Annotated in this window: 18 protein-coding genes; 8 read left to right on the top strand and 10 right to left on the bottom strand. The window is 68.8% G+C overall.

All coding sequences use genetic code 11. From position 1 onward, the window contains the following. Window positions 1–85 precede the first annotated feature (85 nt). From DBV14_RS12535 to DBV14_RS12510, 6 genes are all read left to right on the top strand, one after another. Window positions 86–1,252, top strand: a complete 1,167-nt coding sequence (locus DBV14_RS12535; RefSeq protein ID WP_124459514.1) for a Gfo/Idh/MocA family protein — start codon at window positions 86–88, stop codon at window positions 1,250–1,252. Between the two features lie 49 nt (window positions 1,253–1,301). Next, window positions 1,302–2,009 carry a phosphatase PAP2 family protein gene (locus DBV14_RS12530; protein ID WP_124459513.1) on the top strand — a complete coding sequence of 236 codons (708 nt, stop codon included), beginning with the start codon at window positions 1,302–1,304 and terminating at the stop codon, window positions 2,007–2,009. 81 nt (window positions 2,010–2,090) lie between these two features. Then, on the top strand, window positions 2,091–2,621 hold the full coding sequence (locus DBV14_RS12525; protein ID WP_124459512.1) for a DUF3617 family protein: 531 nt from the start codon (window positions 2,091–2,093) through the stop codon (window positions 2,619–2,621). Between the two features lie 86 nt (window positions 2,622–2,707). Then, window positions 2,708–3,835 carry a ligase-associated DNA damage response exonuclease gene (locus DBV14_RS12520; RefSeq protein WP_124459511.1) on the top strand — a complete coding sequence of 376 codons (1,128 nt, stop codon included), beginning with the start codon at window positions 2,708–2,710 and terminating at the stop codon, window positions 3,833–3,835. Next, complete coding sequence (locus tag DBV14_RS12515) at window positions 3,832–5,511, top strand: ATP-dependent DNA ligase (RefSeq protein WP_124459510.1); 1,680 nt, start codon at window positions 3,832–3,834, stop codon at window positions 5,509–5,511. The genes DBV14_RS12520 and DBV14_RS12515 overlap by 4 nt, the downstream gene beginning before the upstream one ends. A gap of 68 nt (window positions 5,512–5,579) precedes the next feature. Further along, a complete protein-coding gene (locus DBV14_RS12510) occupies window positions 5,580–8,318 on the top strand; it encodes a ligase-associated DNA damage response DEXH box helicase (protein WP_311732800.1) in 2,739 nt (912 codons plus the stop codon). A gap of 11 nt (window positions 8,319–8,329) precedes the next feature. Here the strand turns inward: DBV14_RS12510 and trxC are convergent, their stop codons facing one another. Continuing rightward, the gene (trxC, locus tag DBV14_RS12505) at window positions 8,330–8,779 is read right to left on the bottom strand and encodes a thioredoxin TrxC (RefSeq protein WP_124459508.1); all 450 of its coding nucleotides are present in this window, start codon (window positions 8,777–8,779) and stop codon (window positions 8,330–8,332) included. A gap of 77 nt (window positions 8,780–8,856) precedes the next feature. Between trxC and pdeM the strand changes: the two genes are divergently transcribed. Continuing rightward, entirely contained in the window at window positions 8,857–9,534 is a 678-nt protein-coding gene (pdeM, locus tag DBV14_RS12500) for a ligase-associated DNA damage response endonuclease PdeM (RefSeq protein ID WP_124459507.1), read from the top strand. Window positions 9,535–9,669: 135 nt separating this feature from the next. Here the strand turns inward: pdeM and DBV14_RS12495 are convergent, their stop codons facing one another. From DBV14_RS12495 to DBV14_RS12485, 3 genes are read right to left on the bottom strand one after another with little or no spacing between them, the layout of a single operon-like run. Then, window positions 9,670–10,197: a TPM domain-containing protein gene (locus tag DBV14_RS12495; protein ID WP_124459506.1), complete on the bottom strand. Its 528-nt coding sequence runs from the start codon at window positions 10,195–10,197 to the stop codon at window positions 9,670–9,672. A gap of 5 nt (window positions 10,198–10,202) precedes the next feature. Then, window positions 10,203–11,141: a YgcG family protein gene (locus DBV14_RS12490; protein ID WP_260397009.1), complete on the bottom strand. Its 939-nt coding sequence runs from the start codon at window positions 11,139–11,141 to the stop codon at window positions 10,203–10,205. A 16-nt stretch (window positions 11,142–11,157) separates the two neighbouring features. Continuing rightward, complete coding sequence (locus tag DBV14_RS12485; protein ID WP_124459553.1) at window positions 11,158–11,751, bottom strand: LemA family protein; 594 nt, start codon at window positions 11,749–11,751, stop codon at window positions 11,158–11,160. Between the two features lie 52 nt (window positions 11,752–11,803). On the opposite strand from DBV14_RS12485, the gene DBV14_RS12480 reads away from it, so the two are divergent. Continuing rightward, complete coding sequence (locus DBV14_RS12480; RefSeq protein ID WP_124459504.1) at window positions 11,804–12,565, top strand: hypothetical protein; 762 nt, start codon at window positions 11,804–11,806, stop codon at window positions 12,563–12,565. A gap of 10 nt (window positions 12,566–12,575) precedes the next feature. Here the strand turns inward: DBV14_RS12480 and DBV14_RS12475 are convergent, their stop codons facing one another. The 6 genes from DBV14_RS12475 to DBV14_RS12450 form a co-directional block, all read right to left on the bottom strand. Further along, the gene (locus DBV14_RS12475; RefSeq protein ID WP_124459503.1) at window positions 12,576–13,250 is read right to left on the bottom strand and encodes a cysteine hydrolase family protein; all 675 of its coding nucleotides are present in this window, start codon (window positions 13,248–13,250) and stop codon (window positions 12,576–12,578) included. After that, window positions 13,247–14,179 carry an ABC transporter permease gene (locus DBV14_RS12470; protein ID WP_124459502.1) on the bottom strand — a complete coding sequence of 311 codons (933 nt, stop codon included), beginning with the start codon at window positions 14,177–14,179 and terminating at the stop codon, window positions 13,247–13,249. The genes DBV14_RS12475 and DBV14_RS12470 overlap by 4 nt, the downstream gene beginning before the upstream one ends. Continuing rightward, on the bottom strand, window positions 14,176–15,333 hold the full coding sequence (locus DBV14_RS12465) for an ABC transporter permease (protein ID WP_221621886.1): 1,158 nt from the start codon (window positions 15,331–15,333) through the stop codon (window positions 14,176–14,178). Before DBV14_RS12465 ends, DBV14_RS12470 begins: the two co-directional genes overlap by 4 nt. Continuing rightward, the gene (locus DBV14_RS12460; RefSeq protein ID WP_124459501.1) at window positions 15,326–16,855 is read right to left on the bottom strand and encodes an ABC transporter ATP-binding protein; all 1,530 of its coding nucleotides are present in this window, start codon (window positions 16,853–16,855) and stop codon (window positions 15,326–15,328) included. Before DBV14_RS12460 ends, DBV14_RS12465 begins: the two co-directional genes overlap by 8 nt. A gap of 11 nt (window positions 16,856–16,866) precedes the next feature. Continuing rightward, window positions 16,867–17,970: a BMP family ABC transporter substrate-binding protein gene (locus DBV14_RS12455; protein WP_124459500.1), complete on the bottom strand. Its 1,104-nt coding sequence runs from the start codon at window positions 17,968–17,970 to the stop codon at window positions 16,867–16,869. Between the two features lie 86 nt (window positions 17,971–18,056). Then, entirely contained in the window at window positions 18,057–18,446 is a 390-nt protein-coding gene (locus tag DBV14_RS12450) for a VOC family protein (protein ID WP_124459499.1), read from the bottom strand. Window positions 18,447–18,521 lie beyond the last annotated feature (75 nt).

Raw genomic sequence — 18,521 nt, 5'->3', positions numbered from 1 at the left:
CGCTTACAAAGGCCGATGCCCTCACCCTGGCCCTCTCCCAGAGGGAGAGGGAACAGTTACCAAGTCAGGAACACCGAGAAGATTGATGAGCGATACACCTCTTCGCAAGCTGCGCTACGCCATGGTCGGCGGTGGCCGCGACGCCTTCATCGGCGCCGTGCACCGCAAGGCCATGGCGCTCGACGGCCAGATCGAGCTCGTGGCCGGCGCGCTTTCGTCGAGCCCCGACAAGGCGCGCGCCTCGGGCCGCGACCTGGGCCTGGCCGACGAGCGCAACCATGGCGACTGGCAGACGCTGCTGGCCGACGAACTGAAGCGGCCCGCCAGCGAACGCATCGACTTCGTCTCGATCGTCACGCCGAATCACGTGCACTTTCCGGTGGCGCAGGCCTTTGCCGAAGCGGGCTTTCACGTGGTGTGCGACAAGCCGCTGGTGCACACGCGCGAACAGGCCGATGCGCTGGTCGCCACCGTGGCCAAGCAGGGCACGGTGTTCGGCGTCACCTACAACTACACCGGCTACCCCATGGTGCGGCAGGCGCGCGAGATGGTGCGCGCAGGCGACATCGGGGAGGTCCGCAAGGTCGTCGTCGAATACAACCAGGGCTGGCTTGCCAGCCATGTCGAAGCCAGCGGAACCAACAAGCAGGCCGACTGGCGCACCGACCCCGCGCGCAGCGGCGCGGCCGGCGCCATCGGCGACATCGGCTCGCATGCCGAGAACCTCGTGGCCAGCGTCACCGGCCTGCGCATCGAGAGCCTGTGTGCCGACCTGAGCTCGCTGGTGCCGGGCCGCATGCTCGACGACGACGGCAGCCTGCTGCTGCGCTTCAAGGGTGGCGCGCGCGGCGTGCTCATCGCCTCGCAGATCAGCACGGGCCTCGAGAACGATTTGCGCCTGCGCGTGTCCGGCACGCTGGGCACGCTCGAATGGCACCAGGAGCAGCCGAGCCAGTTGCTGCACTTTCCGCACGACGGCCCCAGGCGCACCCTGACGCGTGGCGCACCCTGGCTGTGCGAGGCCGCGCGGCGTGCAAGCCGCCTGCCTGCCGGCCATCCTGAAGGCTTCATCGAGGCGTTTGCGAACGTCTATGCGGGCGTGGCGGCGGACATCCGCGCCCGGCTCGCCGGCCAGGTGGCCGACCCGCTGGCAGCCGACTATCCGCGCGTGGAAGACGGCGCGCGCGGCGTGCGCTTCATCGAGCGCACGGTGGCTTCGGCAAAAAGCGAATTAAAGTGGACGCCCTGGTAGCGCGTCGGCCTCGCACCCGCGAGGCCGCATTGCGCGACCACAGGCATCCATGACCTTTTCTTCTTCTTCCAGCGGAACGTCTTCCCCTTCTTCGGCGCGATGGCTGCGCGCGCTGTGGCTGCGCTGCACCACGCTGTTTCCGCTGAAGCTGGTGGGCAACACCGTCGCGACGCTCGGCTTCTTTCCGCTGTATTTCTGGATCATGAAGAACGCGGGCCAGGCCTGGGTGCTGCCGCTCACGGCCTTCGACCGCCTCATCGCGTTCTGGCCGCTGCTGCTGCCGGTCTATCTTTCGTTGTGGGGTTACATCGCACTGCCGGTGCTGCTGGCCAAGGACAAGCGCGAGCTGCTGGGCTTTTCGTTCGGCTGCGCGGCCATGACCGGCATTGCGCTGCTGGTGTTCTGGTTCATGCCCACGGCCATACCCAACTTCGCCATCGACGCGACGCCGGGCAGCTCGCTGCACTTCCTGAAGACGGTCGATTCGGCCGGCAATGCCTTTCCGTCGCTGCACGTGTCGTTCTCGGTGTTCGCCTGCGTGGTGCTGGCGCGGCAGTTGCGCGACGTGGGCGCGCCCGCATGGCTGCGTGTCGCCAATGTGGTGTGGGCCGCGGGCATCGTCTATTCGACGATGGCCGTGCGGCAGCATGTGCTGATCGACGTGCTCGGCGGGTTCGCGCTGGGCGTGGTCTTCGGCGTTGCCACGCGCCAGCGCGGCGAGGCCACGGCAGCCCCGGCGAACGCACGTCCGGCGTAGGCCGATTGCGGTATTCCGCCGGGCCCGCGCGCAAGGTACAACCGGGGCTTTCGTTGTCCATCCATCGATGCGGAGCCCGCCATGAACCTACGCCTGTCCGCCGTCATGGCCTGCATGGCAGCCGCCGTTGCCCTGCCTGCCCTGGCCGTCGACTTTCCCGCGCGCAAGCCCGGGCTGTGGGAAATCCAGACCGGCGGCGGCAGCGGTGAAGGCGCCGCCGGCAAGTCCGCCGGCCACACCATGCAGCAGTGCATCGACGCGGCCAGCGACAAGGCCCTGCGCGAGATGGGGCAGGGCATGGGCAAGGACCTGTGCTCCAAGCAGGAACTGAAGCTCGAAAGCGGCAAGCTGGTCATGGACTCGGTCTGCAAGATCGGCAACACCGTCGCCACCTCGCACGCCGTGATGACGGGCGACTTCAGCTCGACCTACCGCATGGAAAGCAAGTCGAGCTACAGCCCGCCGCTGATGGGGCGCACCGAGGGCACCGCCGTGATCGAAGCCAGGTGGATCGGCCCCTGCAAGCCCGACCAGAAGCCCGGCGACATGGTCATGGGCAACGGCATGAAGATGAACGTGCTCGAGATGGCGGGCGCGCGCGGCAAGAAATAGAAAAGAAAAAGTAGGCCCTGGCCCACAGCGCTTCGCGCTTCCCGTTCGGCAACGCGAAAACCGCGCTGCCCCTACGATGGCGTGCCATGCCCGCCAAGGAAGACCTCGAGAACCTCGTCATCGCCCGGCCCGAGGGCCTGTACTGTCCGCCCGGCGATTTCTACATCGACCCGTGGCGGCCGGTGGCGCGCGCCATCATCACGCACGCGCATTCCGACCATGCCCGTGTCGGCCACGCGCACTACCTGGCCCACACCGACAGCGCCGGCACGCTGCGCACCCGGCTCGGCGCCGACATCAATTTGCAGACGCTGCCCTATGGCGAAGCCATCGAGCACCACGGTGTGCGTGTCTCGCTGCATCCGGCCGGCCATGTGCTGGGTTCGGCGCAGGTGCGGCTCGAACACGGTGGCCGCGTGTGGGTGGCTTCGGGCGACTACAAGACCGAGCCCGACGGCACCTGCGCGCCCTTCGAGCCCGTGCCCTGCGACACCTTCATCACCGAGTCGACCTTCGGCCTGCCGATCTACCGTTGGCCCACGCAGGCCGTGCTGTTCGCCGAGATCGATGCGTGGTGGCGCGCCAATGCACAGGCGGGCCGTGCGTCGGTGCTGTTCTGCTATGCCTTCGGCAAGGCGCAGCGCATCCTGCATGGTGTGGATGCGAGCATCGGGCCCGTCGTCGTGCACGGCGCGGTCGAGCCGCTCAATGCCGTCTACCGCGCCGCCGGCGTGGCACTGCCCGAGACCTTGCGCGTGACCGATCCGGGCGTGGACGCGGCACTGCTGAAGCATGCGCTGGTGCTGGCGCCGCCGTCTGCGCAGGGCACGCCGTGGATGAAGCGCTTCGGCAACTACGCCGATGCGTTCGCGAGCGGCTGGATGCAGTTGCGCGGCACGCGCCGCCGCCGTGGCGTGGACCGCGGCTTCGTGATGTCCGATCACGCCGACTGGCCCGGGTTGCAACAGGCGATTGCCGGGACCGGCGCCGAGCGCGTGTTCGTCACGCATGGCAGCGTGCAGGTGATGGTGCGATGGATCACCGAGAACGGACTCGAGGCTCAGGGCTTCAAGACAGAGTACGGGGATGAAGACGATCAAGAGGCTCCCTCTCCTGCTGAGGGAGGGCAGGTGAGGGGGCAAGCGGCGCTCGATGGGGACGCTGCCGGCCCCCATCCCGGCCTTCCCCCGGAAGGGGAAGGAGCCGGCACATGAAGGACTTCGCTGCGCTGTATCGCGACCTCGATGCGAGCACATCGAGCCTTGCCAAGCAGGCCGCGCTGCAGCGCTATCTGCGCGACGCCACGCCGGCCGATGCCGCATGGGCCGTCTACTTTCTCGCCGGCGGAAAGCCGCGCCAGCTCGTGCCGACCAAGCTGCTGCGCCTGCTCGCACAGGAAGCGGCGGGCCTGCCAGAGTGGTTGTTCGACGAAAGCTACGACGCCGTGGGCGACCTCGCCGAGACCATCGCGCTGCTGTTGCCGCCGCCGAGCGAGACACACGATCTCGGGCTCGCAGCCTGGGTCGAGCAGCACCTGCTGCCTCTGCGCGATGCCGCGAAAACGGCGCCCGACCAACTCGCCGACCGGTTGCGCGCGCAGTGGCAGCAACTCGCGGCAGAAGAACGGCTGGTGTACTTCAAGCTCATCACCGGCGCATTCCGCGTGGGCGTGTCGAAGCTGCAGGTGACGCAGGCGCTCGCGGCCGTGGGCGGCATCGATGCCAAGCGCGTCGCGCAGCGGCTCATGGGCTACACCCACATCGGCGCGCGGCCCCAGCCTGGTGACTACCAGTTGCTCATCGCGCCGGAGTCGGGTGCCGAGCAGGTGCAGAAGACCAGCGGGCAGCCGTATCCGTTCTTCCTCGCGCATCCCTTCAACACTCCGCTCGAACAGTTCGATGCGGTGCTGGGCACTCCAGCCGACTGGATCGTCGAGTGGAAGTGGGACGGCATTCGCGCGCAGCTGGTGAAGCGCGCGGGCGTGGTGTGGGTGTGGTCGCGCGGCGAAGAGCTGGTGACCGAGCGATTCCCCGAACTCGCTGTGCTGGGCGAGGCGCTGCCCGACGGCACGGTGCTCGATGGCGAGATTGCCGTATGGCGCAAGGACGAGGCCTCACCGGACGGCGAAGGCAAGGTACAGCCCTTTGCCGAGCTGCAGAAACGCATCGGCCGCAAGACGCTCGGCGCCAAATTGCTGCGCGACATTCCGGTGGTGCTGCTGGCCTACGACATCCTCGAGTGGGAAGGACAAGACCTGCGCGCGCTGCCGCAATCGGAACGCCGCGTGCTGCTCGATGAACTCGTCACGCGCATGCGGCACCCGTCGCTGCTGCCCAGCCCGATGCTCACCGGCACCGACTGGACCGATCTTGCACGCCAGCGCGAAGCCGCGCGCACCATGGGCGTCGAAGGAATGATGCTCAAGCGCCGCGACGCGCAGTACGGCGTGGGCCGCACCAAGGACGTGGGCGTGTGGTGGAAGTGGAAGATCGATCCGCTCAGCATCGATGCGGTGCTGATCTACGCACAGCGCGGGCATGGCCGCAGGGCGAGCCTCTTCAGCGACTACACCTTCGCCGTGTGGGACGGACCGCCAGGGCAGGAAGACCGCAAGCTCGTGCCCTTCGCCAAGGCCTACTCGGGCCTGACCGATGCCGAGATGGCGCGCGTGGACGCCGTCATCCGCAAGACCACCATCGAGAGCTTCGGACCGGTGAAGAGCGTCAAGCCCACGCTGGTGTTCGAGCTGGGATTCGAAGGCATTGCGCGCAGCACGCGGCACAAGAGCGGCATCGCGGTGCGTTTTCCGCGCATGCTGCGGTGGCGGGAAGACAAGCCGGTGGAAGAGGCCGACACCTTGCAGACGCTCGCTGCGTTGCTGCCCGCATGAGCACGTCGCCGCCTCCCGAATTTCTCCCTCCCCTCCCGGGGGAGGGCCGGGGTGGGGGCCGGCGGCGTATGCGGAGCCAGCCGCTTGTCGAAGGCCGCCTGCCCCCATCCCAGCCTTCCCCCGGGAGGGGAAGGAGCCAATCCAGAGTCAAGGGAGTCAAGGCGGCGCTCGACGCGTGGTTCGCCTCGCGCGGCTGGAAGCCCTTCAAGTTCCAGCGCGAGGTCTGGAAGGCCATCGCGCAGGGGCAGTCCGGCCTGCTGCATGCCACCACAGGCGCGGGCAAGACCTATGCGGTGTGGCTCGGCGCGTTGCTGGCTTTCTCCAGGGCACGCAAGCAGAGCGCGATCAAATCGGCACAGATGCCGACACCGATGCCGCTCACCGTGCTCTGGCTCACGCCCATGCGCGCACTGGCGGCCGACACCTTGCGCGCCCTGCAGCAGCCGCTCGAAATCCTCGGCGCCGAAGTCCACCCGTGGAGCGCCGGCGCACGCAGCGGCGACACCTCGTCGGCCGAGCGCAGCGCGCAGAACACGCGGCTGCCGAGCGTGCTGGTCACCACGCCCGAAAGCCTCTCGCTGCTGCTGGCCCGTGCCGATGCGCGCGACGTGCTCGGCCACGTCCAGATGGCGGTGGTCGACGAATGGCACGAGCTGCTCGGCAACAAGCGCGGCGTGCAGGTGCAACTCGCGTTGGCGCGGCTCAGGCGTTGGAATGCAGACCTCGCCATCTGGGGCATGTCGGCCACGCTGGGCAACCTGCACGAGGCGATGCACGCGCTGCTGGGCCACGAAGACGGCGTACTCGTGCAGGGCCAGGTGCCCAAGAAGCTGGTCATCGATTCGCTGCTGCCCGGCCGTGCCGAGCGCTTTCCGTGGGGTGGCCACCTCGGCCTCACGATGCTGCCGCAGGTGATCGACGAGATCGCCGCGAGCAAGACCACGCTGGTGTTCACCAACACGCGTTCGCAGTCGGAGATCTGGTACCAGGCGATGCTGGAGGCCAGGCCCGAATGGGCGGGCGTCATCGCGCTGCACCACGGCTCGCTCGACCGCGAAGTGCGCGAGTGGGTCGAGCGGGGCTTGAAGAGCGGCGAGCTGAAAGCGGTGGTGTGCACGTCGAGCCTCGACCTCGGCGTTGATTTTTTGCCGGTCGAGCGCGTGCTGCAGATCGGCTCGCCCAAGGGCGTGGCGCGGCTGCTGCAACGCGCGGGGCGTTCGGGCCATGCGCCGGGGCGGCCGTCGCGCATCACGCTCGTGCCCACGCACAGCATCGAGATGGTCGAAGGTTCCGCCGCGCGCACGGCCATTGCGGCGGGCCACATCGAGGCGCGTCATTCACCCGACCAGCCGCTCGACGTGCTGGTGCAGCACCTGGTGACGGTGGCGCTCGGCGGCGGCTTCGTGCCCGACGACCTGTACGACGAAGTGCGCGGCACGGCAGCCTACGAAGGCCTTGCGCGCGAGAGCTGGCAGTGGTGCCTGGACTTCGTTTCGCAGGGCGGCCCTTCGCTCTCGGCCTACCCGGACTACAGGCGCGCCGTGCCCGACGCGGACGGCGTGTGGCGCGTGCCCGATGCGCGGCTTGCGCGGCGGCATCGCATGAACATCGGCACCATCGTGAGCGACGCGAGCATGGCGGTGCAGTACCTGGGCGGCTCGAAGATCGGCAACGTCGAAGAGAGTTTCGTCGCGCGCATGAAGCCCGGCGACTGCTTCCTGTTCGGCGGCCGGCTGCTCGAGCTGGTGCGCATCCACGACATGACGGCCTGGGTGCGGCGCGCCACCGGCAAGCGGCCGGCGGTGCCGCGCTGGAGCGGCGGGCGCATGCCGCTGTCGAACACGCTGGCCGATGCGGTGGTGCAGCAGCTGGCGCTGGCGGGCGAAGGGCGCTACGACTCGCCCGAGCTGCGGTGCGTGCGGCCGCTGCTCGAAATCCAGCAGCAATGGTCCGCGCTGCCGACGCCGCAGACGCTGCTGGCCGAAACGCTGAGCACGCGCGAGGGCTCGCACCTGTTCCTGTATCCGTTCGCGGGCCGGCATGTGCACCTGGGCCTGGCGAGCCTGCTGGCCTGGCGCATTGCGCAGCACGAGGCACGCACCTTCTCGATCGCGGTCAACGACTATGGCTTCGAACTGCTCAGCGCCACCGAGGTCGATTGGGCGGTGCTGTTGCCTCAGGTGCTGGGCCTGCCCGAAAGCAAGAGCAAAAGCGACGGCGACGGCGACGGCGGCGGCGACGGCGCGCATGAAGCACTGCTGCATGAAGTGCTGGCCTCGCTCAACGCGGGCGAACTGGCGCAACGCCGCTTCCGCGAAATCGCCCGCGTGTCGGGGCTGATCTTCCAGGGCTATCCGGGCGAGAAGCGCAGCAGCAAGCAGCTGCAAGCCTCGTCGTCGCTCTTCTGGGAGGTGTTCCGCAAGTACGACCCGGGCAACAGGCTGCTGCAGCAGGCCGAGCAGGAGTTGCTGGCGCAGGAGCTGGAAATTGGGCGCCTGCGTACCAGCCTCGCGCGCATGGCCACGCAGCAGTTGGTGCTGAAGCCGCTCGCACGGCCGACGCCGTTTTCGTTCCCGCTGATGGTCGAGTTGTTCCGCGAGAAGCTGTCGAACGAGAACGTGGCCGACCGCATCGCGCGCATGGTCGAGCAGCTCGAAAAAGCCACGGGCGGCGTGCTCACGGCCGGTGGCGTGGAGCGCGTGAAGGGCACGCTGGCGTTTGGCCAGGAAGGGCCGGGCAAGCCACCCAGGCCTGCGAGGCCACGGCGCGAACGTCGGCGGCCGTCACGGCCCTTGCCGCCGCTGTGAGCCGTGTTGCTTCAGCCGGCGCCGTGCGCCTTCACCCATCGCACGATGTCCGCCGCGCCCATGGCACCGGCCTGCCGTGCCACCTCGCGGCCACCTCGGAACAATGCCAGCGTGGGGATGCTGCGGATGTTGAAGCGCGCCCCCAGCGACTGCACGGCTTCGGTGTCGACCTTGGCCAGCCGCACATGCGGTTCGAGCTGGGCGGCGGCCTGCTCGTAGCCCGGCGCCATCTGGCGGCAGGGGCCGCACCAGGGCGCCCAGAAGTCGACCAGCACCGGGATCTCGTTGCGCGAAATGTGGCGGTTGAAGGTGGCTTCGTCGGGCAGCGCGGTCGAGTGGCCGGCGAACAGCGGGCGGTGGCAGCTGCCGCAGTCGGGCGCGCTGCCCAGCTGTGCCGCGCGCACGCGGTTGGTCGTGTGGCAGTGCGGACAGACGATGTGCAGCGGGGGCGATTCGGTCATGCGCAAGAACTGGGGGCCGCCGGGGCCAATTGCAAGTCGGCCGCCGCCACGCGCGTCTTTTGCGACACTTCGAGCTTGTGACCTTCGCGCCTTCTTCCGCATCGCAGTTCCCGGTCCGCTGGGCCGGCGAATCGCTGCACCTGCTGCCCGAGCGCGCGCTCTGGTGGCCCGAGGCGCGCGTGCTCTTCGTGGCCGACCTGCACCTGGGCAAGGCCGCAACCTATCGCGCGCTGGGCCAGCCGGTGCCGGGCGGCACCACGGGAGAAAACCTGGCGCGGCTCGATGCGCTGATCGAGCGGCACGCGCCGCGGCGCATCGTGTTCCTGGGCGACTTCCTGCATGCGGCGCAGGCGCGCACGGTGCTCGACACCGTGGAGAACTGGCGTGCACGCCATCCGGGCCTTGCGATGACGCTGGTGCGCGGCAACCACGACAGCCGCGCGGGCGATCCGCCGGACACGCTAGGCATCGAGGTGGTCGATGAGCCCTTTCTGCTCGGCCCGTTCGCCTGTTGCCACCATCCGCAATCGCATGCGACGCACTTCGTGCTCGCGGGCCATTTGCATCCGGTATGCCGGCTCTACGGACCGGGGCGCGACAGCGTGCGCCTGCCCTGCTTCGTGAGCGAGGCGCGGCAGGCCGTACTGCCGGCCTTTGGCGAATTCACGGGCGGGTGGCTGGTGCCGCAGGCGCCGGAGCGGCGCTTCCATGCGGTGGGCGGCGCGTCGGTGTGGGCCGTGCCTTCACCGGATTGAGGAGTCTTGCTCCTTCCCCTTCGGGGGAAGGCTGGGATGGGTGCGGGCAGAGCGTGCCCCATGGTGACGCCGCTGGCCCCCACCCCGACCCTCCCCCGGGAGGGGAGGGAGAAAGAAAAGAGAAAAAGTCCGGGCTCAGAGCACTACCGGCTCGTCTGGCAGTTCGTTGGCATCGGCTTCGCCTTCACCCAACGGAAAGTGCTCGACCAGCAATGCCGAAATCTCTTCCAGCGCCTGCGTGATCCCGTCCTCGAAATGGCCTTCGCGGAACGCGGTGCTCATGCGTTGCGTCATCGCGGCCCACTCGGCGGCATCGACGCGCGAATCGATGCCGCGGTCGGCCACGATCTCGATGGCGTGCTCGGCCAGCAGCAAATAGACCAGCACGCCGTTGTTGTGCTCGGTGTCCCACACGCGCAGCTTGCCGAACAGCATCACGGCGCGCTCACGAGCCGGCGCATGGCGCCACAGGTAGGACATCGGCAGGCCGGCTTCGACGCAGATGCGGATCTCGCCGCTGTGCCGGCGCTCGCTGGCGGCCACGCGGCCCGCAAGGCGCTCCATCGCCGATGCGGGCAGCGCGCGCCGCACCTCGGCTTCGTCGATCCAGCGGTGGCGCCAGATGCGGCCCAGCTTCGAGAAGAATGTCGCTTCGGTCGTCATCGTGTTCACCAGTCCCCCGACGCGCCGCCGCCGCCGAAATTGCCACCACCGCCGGAGCTGAATCCGCCTCCGCCACCCCCACCCCCACCGCCGCCGCCCCAGCCGCCACCGCCGGAGCTCCATCCGCCACCACCGCCGCCGCCGAAGCCGCCCATCCGGCCGGCGCCCGCGACGAGCGAGATGACGAGCGCGACCAGCCCGGCGATCACCGCGATGGCGATGCTGGTAGTCAGGAAGAACACGACCACGCCCACGCCGCCGCCCACCACCATCGTGCCGAGCTTCTTGCCCAGCACGGCGCGCGCGACCGGCGCGCCGATGAAGACGCCGACGAACAGGAAGATCACAAGGTTCTCCCAGTCGAAGCCACCGTTGCCGCCACCGGAGCCGCCAGAGCCCCCGTTGTCGCGCGAGGGCTCGGGCAACGGCTCGCCATCGACCAGGCCGATCAGCCGGTCGACCGCCGCGTTCAGTCCGCCCGCGAAGTCGTTGCTGCGAAAGCGCGGCTTCATCTCCTGGTCGATGATGCGGATAGCCGCAAGGTCGGGCACCACGCCCTCGAGCGTCTTGGCCGGCGCGATGCGCATCTTGCGATCGTCCTTGGCCACCACCACCAGCAGGCCGTCGCCGACGTTCTTGCGGCCGATCTTCCAGGCATCGCCCACGCGCTGGGTGTAGGCCGCGATGTCCTCGGGCCCGGTGGTCGGCACCATCAGCACCACGATCTGCGAGCCCTTGCGCTGCTCGAAGGCCGCGAGCTTGGTGTCGAGGCCGTTGCGCTGCGCGGCGTCGAGCGTGCCGGTCTGGTCGATCACCCGCGCCGTGAGCGCGGGCACCGGCACCAGGCCTTGCTGCGCCATGGCCTGCACCGGCAGCCCGGCCCAGGCCAGGGCCGTCAGGAAGAAGACCGCGGCCAGCGCGCGACGGAACAGTGCAACAGCAATGGCCATCGGGCGCGGCTTACTTCTTGGGAGCGCTGAAGTCGACGGTAGGCGGCGCCGAAATCTGCGCCTCGTTCTGCACCGAGAAGTTGGGCTTCGGCGCGTAGCTGAAGATCTTGGCGGTGAGGTTGGTCGGGAAGCTGCGCGCCAGCACGTTGTACTCCTGCACGCTCTCGATGTAGCGGTTGCGCGCCACGGTGATGCGGTTCTCGGTGCCCTCGAGCGTCACGCGCAGGTCCTTGAAGGCCTGGTTGGCCTTCAGGTCGGGGTAGCGTTCCGACACCACCATCAGCCGCGACAGCGCCGACGAGAGCTCGCCCTGCGCCTGCTGGAACTTGTTGAAGGCCTCGGGGTTGTTGAGCGTCTCGGGCGTCACCTGGATCGAGGTGGCCTTGGCGCGTGCCTCGATCACCTTGGTGAGCGTGTCCTGCTCGAAGCTGGCTTCGCCCTTCACGGTGGCGACGATGTTGGGCACGAGGTCGGCGCGCCGCTGGTATTGGTTGAGCACTTCGCTCCATGCCGACTTGCTGGCCTCGTCGAGGGCCTGGAACTGGTTGTAGCCGCAGCCGCTCAGGGACACGACCGCCACGAGAATCAATAGCCAACGCTTCATCATCATTTGCATTACCTCCGCAGAAGATGCGGAAGGTAGCATAGGTGGCACCATGCCCCTCGATCCCCTGCAGGCTCTGCAAGCCGCCAACAGCGCGGCGCCGCCCGCCGCCGCAACCACCGACGGCACGCTGCTCATTGCCGGCGCCACCGGCGCCCTGGGGCAGGAACTGCTGCGCCGGCTGGCGGGCAGCCACCGTTTTGCGCACGCCCGCGTGCTGGCGCGCGAGCCCATTCGCGACGGGCTGCGCGGTGTAGAGACCTACCTGAGCCCCGGCCTGCCCATTGCGCAATGGCCGCTCACTTCGGCCGACACCGCCGTCATCGCCTTCGACCCGCCCCGGCTCTACCACGACCGCGAGCGCGCGCTGTGGGTGCCCGAGCCGTCCGACCTGCCGGAGCTCGCGCGCTGGCTGCGGGCCTGCGGCGTGCGCACGCTGGCCATCGTGCAGCCGCACGACCAGGGCCGGCTGCCAGAGGCGCTGAAGCGCGGCCTTGCCAGCCTCGACGAGCAGGCGGTGGTGGCCAATGGCTTCGAGCGCGTGGTTCTCGTGCGCTCGGCGCGCAAGCCGCTGAACGCGAAGTTCGCGAACCCGGCCGAGCGGCTGGCCGCGTGGATGCTGTCCGTGGTGCGCTTCATGGTGCCCAGCAGCGAGCAGCCGGTGCGCGCGTCGAAGGTGGCGGAGCTGGTCGACCTGGCGCTGCGCATCGCGCCGGAAGGCGTGCACGTGGCCGCACCGGAGCTGGTGTGGCAGGCCGCGCAGGGCACGGAAATGCGCTCGGTGGCGCAGCGCTGGCTCGGCCTGCCGGGCTGACCTTTTCAGTTCAGTCGCGCCACTGGCGCAGCAGCTCCGCCGAGTCGACCACCAGCCCGAGGTGCAGCGACACCATCGCCAGCGCCGCGCCTTCCAGGTGCGCATCGGTGCCGCGCACCAGGTCGCGCAGCACGATCACGCGGTAGTTGTGGTTGTTGGCATCGAAGGCCGTGTTCAGCACGCAGCAATCGGTGAAGCCGCCGTTCAGCACCACCGTCTGTATGCGCTGGTTGCGCAGCAAAAAGTCGAGGTCGGTCGGGTAGAAGGCCGACAGCCGGCGCTTGTTTTCCACGCGCATGTCGCCGGGCGCGACGCGCGTCACCCACTCGGTCCAGCGCGAGCCTTCGAGCGCATGCGCATCGGCATTCGGAATGGCACCCACGTGCAGCGGGAACGTGCGGCGCCAGGCGGCGGGAATACCGTGGATGTCGTCCACGCCATCGGGCCGCAGCACCGACTTGATGTGCACGATGCGCACGCCCAGCCCGCGGGCCTGGTCATGGAAGCCGTCGATGGGCGCCACCACGTCCCGTGCGCGCGGCGCGGGGCAGGGGCAATCGGGGCTGTCGTCCAGGTGGCCGCGGTGCATGTCGATCGACAGCACGGCGGTGGTGGCCGGATCGAGGTAGTCGGCAAACTGCGCGTTGTCGAGCGCGCGTTGCTCGCCATAGACCCAGGCCTTCATCGCCGTTCCTCCCGCACATAGGGCTGGCCCAGCGCGCCGGGCTCTTCGTCGGCACCGCGCCGCGAGAGCGCGACCCAGACCATCACGCCCAGCGTTACCGCATAGGGCGTCATCATCACGAAGTACTGCGGCAGTTGCACACCGGCGGCGGCCAGTTGCGGAATGAGCGCCTCGATGCAGCCGAACAGCAGTGCGCCCACCAGTGCCTTCCACGGCGACCAGCGCGCGAAGATCACCAGGCCCACCGCGATCCAGCCGCGCCCGCCGGTCATGCCCGCGATCCACAGCTTGGTGCTGACCACCGAGATGTACGCACCCGCCAGCCCCACCAGCGCCGAGCCCGCGAGCACCGCCGCGAAGCGCCATGCCGTGACCCGAATGCCGGCGGCGTCGGCCGCCTGCGGGTTCTCGCCCACGGCGCGCAGCCGCAGGCCGGTGGAGGTGCGCGCGAAGAACCAGGCGACGGCACCGAAGATCGGCAGCGTGAGCCACACCATCGGGTTCTGCTCGAACAACCTGCCCACGCCCGGCAGCAGCGACAGCGGCCACAGCGCCATGGCGCCGATGCCTTCGGTGGCGTGGTTGGTCCAGTCGGCCATGGTGCCGACCAGCGACGTGAGCCCCTGGCAGAAGAACACCAGCGCGAGCCCGGCGATCACCTGGTTCACGCGCAGCCAGATCACCATGACCGCGAACAGCACCGAGACCAGGCTGGCCGCGAGCATCGCCAGCACCAGCGACACCGCCGGCTGGCCGAGCGCCAGTTGCGCGCCGATGCCGGCCAGCGCGCCGACCAGCATCAGCCCTTCGGCGCCGAGCGAGAGCACGCCCGCGCGCTCGCAGATGATGAGGCCGAGCGCTGCCAATGCATAAGGCACCGCGAAGTCGGGCGTGCTGGCCAGCCAGTTCAGGATGACGCCGCCGCTCATTGCGCAGCCTCCCCACCCACGCGGCGCAGCCGGTGTCGAATGAAGAAGTCGCTGGCCGCCACGCACACCACGATCACCGCCTGGATCAGCTGAACCATCGAGAACGGCACCTGGTAGAACACCTGCAGGCTGCGCCCGGTGACGAACAGCGCCGCCACCAGCAGCGCCACCACGGTGGCCGCCAGCGGGTTGTTGCGCGCGAGAAAGGCGATGAGGATGCCCGAGAAGCCATAGCCCTGGTAGAAGGCCTGCGTGAGCCGCCCTTCCTGCCCCGCGGCCACCGCAAAGCCCGCGAGCCCGGCCATCGCGCCCGACAGCAGCACAGCGCCGTAGATGGTGCGCCGCACCGGCACGCCGTTGGCATGCGCCACGCGCGGGTTGGCATCGACGAAGCGCAGGTACAGGCCCACGCGGCTCACGCCCACCAGCCACCACGCCAGCAGCGCCACGATGCCCGCCAGCAGGATCGCGCTGCCCACGCCGGCGCCCAGTTCGGGCAGCCGCTCGAAAGCGCGGAACTGCGGCGAGTAGGGAAAGTTGTCCTTCGGGTCTTTCCAGCTGCCGTACACCAGGTGCAGCAGGAAGTTGGCCGCCATGTAGTTGAGCATCAGCGTCGAGATGATCTCGTTCACGCCCAGCTTCAGCTTGAGCCACGCCGGGCCCAGCACCCAGAGCAGGCCGCAGCCCACGGCGGCCACGAACATCAGCGGCAGGCGCAGGTTCTCGGGGCCGATCTGCCACATCGAGACGGCGGTCGCGCCGATGGCGCCCCACACCATCTGGCCTTCGAGGCCGAGGTTCCAGAAGCGTGCGCGAAACGCCATCGAGCCCGCCAGGCCCACGAGGATCATCGGCGCGGCCTGGAACAGCACGGCGCGAAAGTTCTGGCCGTCGAAGAAGGTCTGCGTCACGAACTCGTTGGCAAGCTCGTCGGCGGGCACGCCCGCGGCCACGAGGATGGCCGCGGAGATCGCGAAGCCGAGCGCCAGCGCGGCGGCAAGGATCAGCGCCTGCCAGCGCCAGGCCATGTGCTGGCGAATCTCCAGCGCGTAGCGGCGGCCGGCCAGCGGCTGGGCCGTTCGGGTGCCGTCATGCATGGCGGGCTTTGCCTGAGGGGAGGGGGCCATGTCGGCGGCCAGCGATGCGTCAGCCATGGTCCACCATCGCCTGTCCGATGGCCTGACGGTCGGCGGGCTGCGCGAACTCGCCGGCAATGCGCCCGCGCGTCATCACGCCCACGCGGTCGGCCAGTTGCAATACTTCGTCGAGGTCTTCGCTGATGAGCAGCACCGCGGCGCCGCCGTCGCGCGCGGCGCGCAGCCGCGCATGCACCTCGGCACTGGCACGCACGTCGAGCCCGCGGCTGGGGCTGTGTGCCAGCACCAGCGTGGGCGACTTGCCGAACTCCCGCGCCAGCACCAGCTTCTGCGCGTTGCCGCCCGACAGCAGCGCGGCCTTCTGTGCGACCGAGCGCACGCCCAGCACATCGAAGGCGCGCACGGCCTCTTGCGTCTCGCTCTGGATGCGGCCACGGCGCAGATGCCACACCGGGCCATAGCGCCCGCTGTGCACCTGCCCGATGGCGTAGTTCTCGGCCACCGACAGCCCGCCTGCCAGCGCGAGCCCGTAGCGGTCGGCCGGAATCGCGGCAATGCCGAGCCCGCGCCGCGCCGGTGCGGGCATCGTCTTCAGGTCGCCATGGCCTTCGAGCCGGATCTCGCCTTCGGTGGCTTCGCCCGGCAGGCCCATGATGGCGCCGGCCAGTTCGCCCTGTCCGTTGCCGCCGACGCCGGCAAGGCCGTAGATTTCGCCGGCGTGCAGTTCGAGGTCGACACCATCGAGCACGCGCCGGCCTTGCGGCGAAGCCGGCGAGCGCAGCCCGCGCACCGACAGGCGCACCGGGCCGCGCGCGGCCTTCGCGGGCTGGAAGCCCGATGCGGCCGCGACCGATTCGCCCACCGTCAGCTTCACCAGTTCGCTCACCGATGTGGCGCCAGGCTCCAGCGTGGCCACCGTGCGCCCGCCGCGCATCACCGTCACGCGGTCGGCATAGGTTTTCACGTCGGCCATCTTGTGGGTGACCAGCACCACGGCGGCGCCCGCGCGCGCCAGGCCCTGCACGGTTTGCAGCAGGCGCGCGGCCTCCTGGTCGGTCAGCACGGCGGTGGGCTCGTCGAGGATCAGGATGCGCGCGCCCGCCAGCAGCACCTTGAGGATTTCCACGCGCTGCTGCTCGGCGATGGAAAGGGCGTCGATGCGCTTCGACGGATCGATCTCGAAGCCCAGCTCCGAGGCCTTGTTGCGGATGTCGCGTTCGATCTCGCGCAGCCGTTCGCCATGGCTCTGGAACTCGGCCGGCGGCGGCGCGGTGAGCAATATGTTCTGCGCCACCGTGAACGGCCGCACCAGCTTGAAGTGCTGGTGGACCATGCCGATGCGGTGCCGCGCCGCATCGCGCGGCCCGCTGAAGCGCACCGCGTTGTCGTCCACCAGCAGTTGCCCCGCCTCCGGCGCATAGAGCCCGGCCGCGATGTTCATCAGCGACGACTTGCCGGCGCCGTTCTCGCCGAGCAGCGCATGCACCTCGCCCCAGCGCGCGGCAAAGTGGGCGTCGGTCAGTGCCGCGAAGCCGTCGAAGGACTTGCGGATGCCGGTGAGTTCGAGCGCGTTGGGCATGGAGACTTTGCTTATTTCTGCGTGACCACGCCCTTGACGAACCAGTCCATCTTCCAGAGGTCGGCATCGGACAGCACCGCGCCCTTGGCCACGCGCTCCTTGCCGTCGCGGTCGGCCAGCGGGCCGGCATAGATCTGCCTGCCCTTGAGGATCGCTTCGCGTTCGGCCGTGATCAGCGTGGCCTTGTCCTTGGGCACCGCGGGGCCGAAGCCCGCGATGTCGGTGCCGCCGTCCTTCATCTCGATGAAGGCGCCGTATTGCGAGGGCTTCCAGCCGCCGGCCATGATCTTCTTCAGCTCGGGAGCCAGGAAGCGGTCCCACACCCACACCGACGAGCACAGCGTGGCCTTGGGCGCGAACTGGCGCAGGTCGCGGTGGTGGCCGGTGCCGTACACGCCGCGCTCCTGCGCCACGATCTGCGGCGTCGGGCTGTCGACGTGCTGGCCGATGACGTCGGCGCCCTGGTCGATCAGCGCGGCGGCGGCGGCGCGTTCCTTGATGGGGTCGTTCCATGCGCCGGTGTAGATCACGTTGACGGTGGCGTTGGGGTTCACTTTTTGCGCCCCCAGCGCAAAGGCGTTGATGGTCCAGTTCACCACGCCGAAGGGGTTGGCCGCGACGAAGCCGAGCTTGCCGGTCTTCGATGCCGCGCCGGCGGCCATGCCGCACAGGTACTGGCTCTCGTAGGTGCGGCCGTAGAACGATTCGAGGTTGCTGCCGTTTGTGGTGCCCGAGCCGTTCAGGAAGGCCACGTCGGGGTACTTGGCGGCCAGGTCCTTGAAGCTGTCGGAGTAGCCGAAGGCGGTGCCGATGACGATGTTGGCGCCACGCTGGATGAACTTCTCGGCCGCGGGCTTGATGGCCGAGGCGTCTTCGGGCACGTTCTCGACGAACTGGATCTTCTGGCCGATTTCTTTCTCGATCTTGATGCGGGCCTCGTCGAAGGCCTGTGTCCAGCCGCCGTCGTTCTTCGGTCCGAAGTAGAGCATCGCGATCTTCGGCTTGTCCTTGAGCGTGAACCCATCGGCCGCCATGGCCGGCAGCGCGAACGACGCGCCGCCCGCTGCAAGCGTCAAGGCAAGGCCGAAGCCGGGAGTGAGAGTGCGCAGCGACATGGTGAAGCAACCTTTCGTGAGAGGCATGAGAAGGAAGGAAATGCGGGATGAAGGAAACGAGCGGGGCCGGGTGCCGTGTGCGCGCGTCACTTCATCATGAAGTTGATGCGGAACACATTGCCCTCCGGGTCGAGCAGCACGGACTGGTACCAGTTGTAGTAAGTGACGTAGGGCGACTTGACGAGCGTGGCGCCGGCCTCGAGCGCCACGGGCACCATGCGGTCGACATCGGCCTGGCTGTCGACATCGATGTTGAGCAGGAACTTGACGCCGCGCGTGTCTGAATACTCGGCAAGCTGCAGCAGCTCGTAGGCATCGAGCGCGTTGAAGCCGAGGCTCGATTTGCCGGTGTCGAGTCCGCGAAAAATGGGCGAGCGGATGGCCTCGATTTCGGGGAAGCCGAACACGCGCTGGTAGAAGCCGCTGAGGGCGACGACGTCTTTTGCGAATACGTTGACGTAGGAGAGATGGGCCATGTCAGTTGCCTATTTCGCGGGTGCTGTTTTTGGCGCTGCTGGTTGGGAGCGGGTGCGGGTTCGGGAGCGGGGTCA

It is taken from the genome of Variovorax sp. KBW07 (assembly GCF_003852515.1).
Taxonomy (GTDB): Bacteria; Pseudomonadota; Gammaproteobacteria; order Burkholderiales; family Burkholderiaceae_C; genus Variovorax.
Note: the sequence above shows the minus strand (reverse complement) of the source record. Positions and strands in the feature narration are given on the sequence as shown.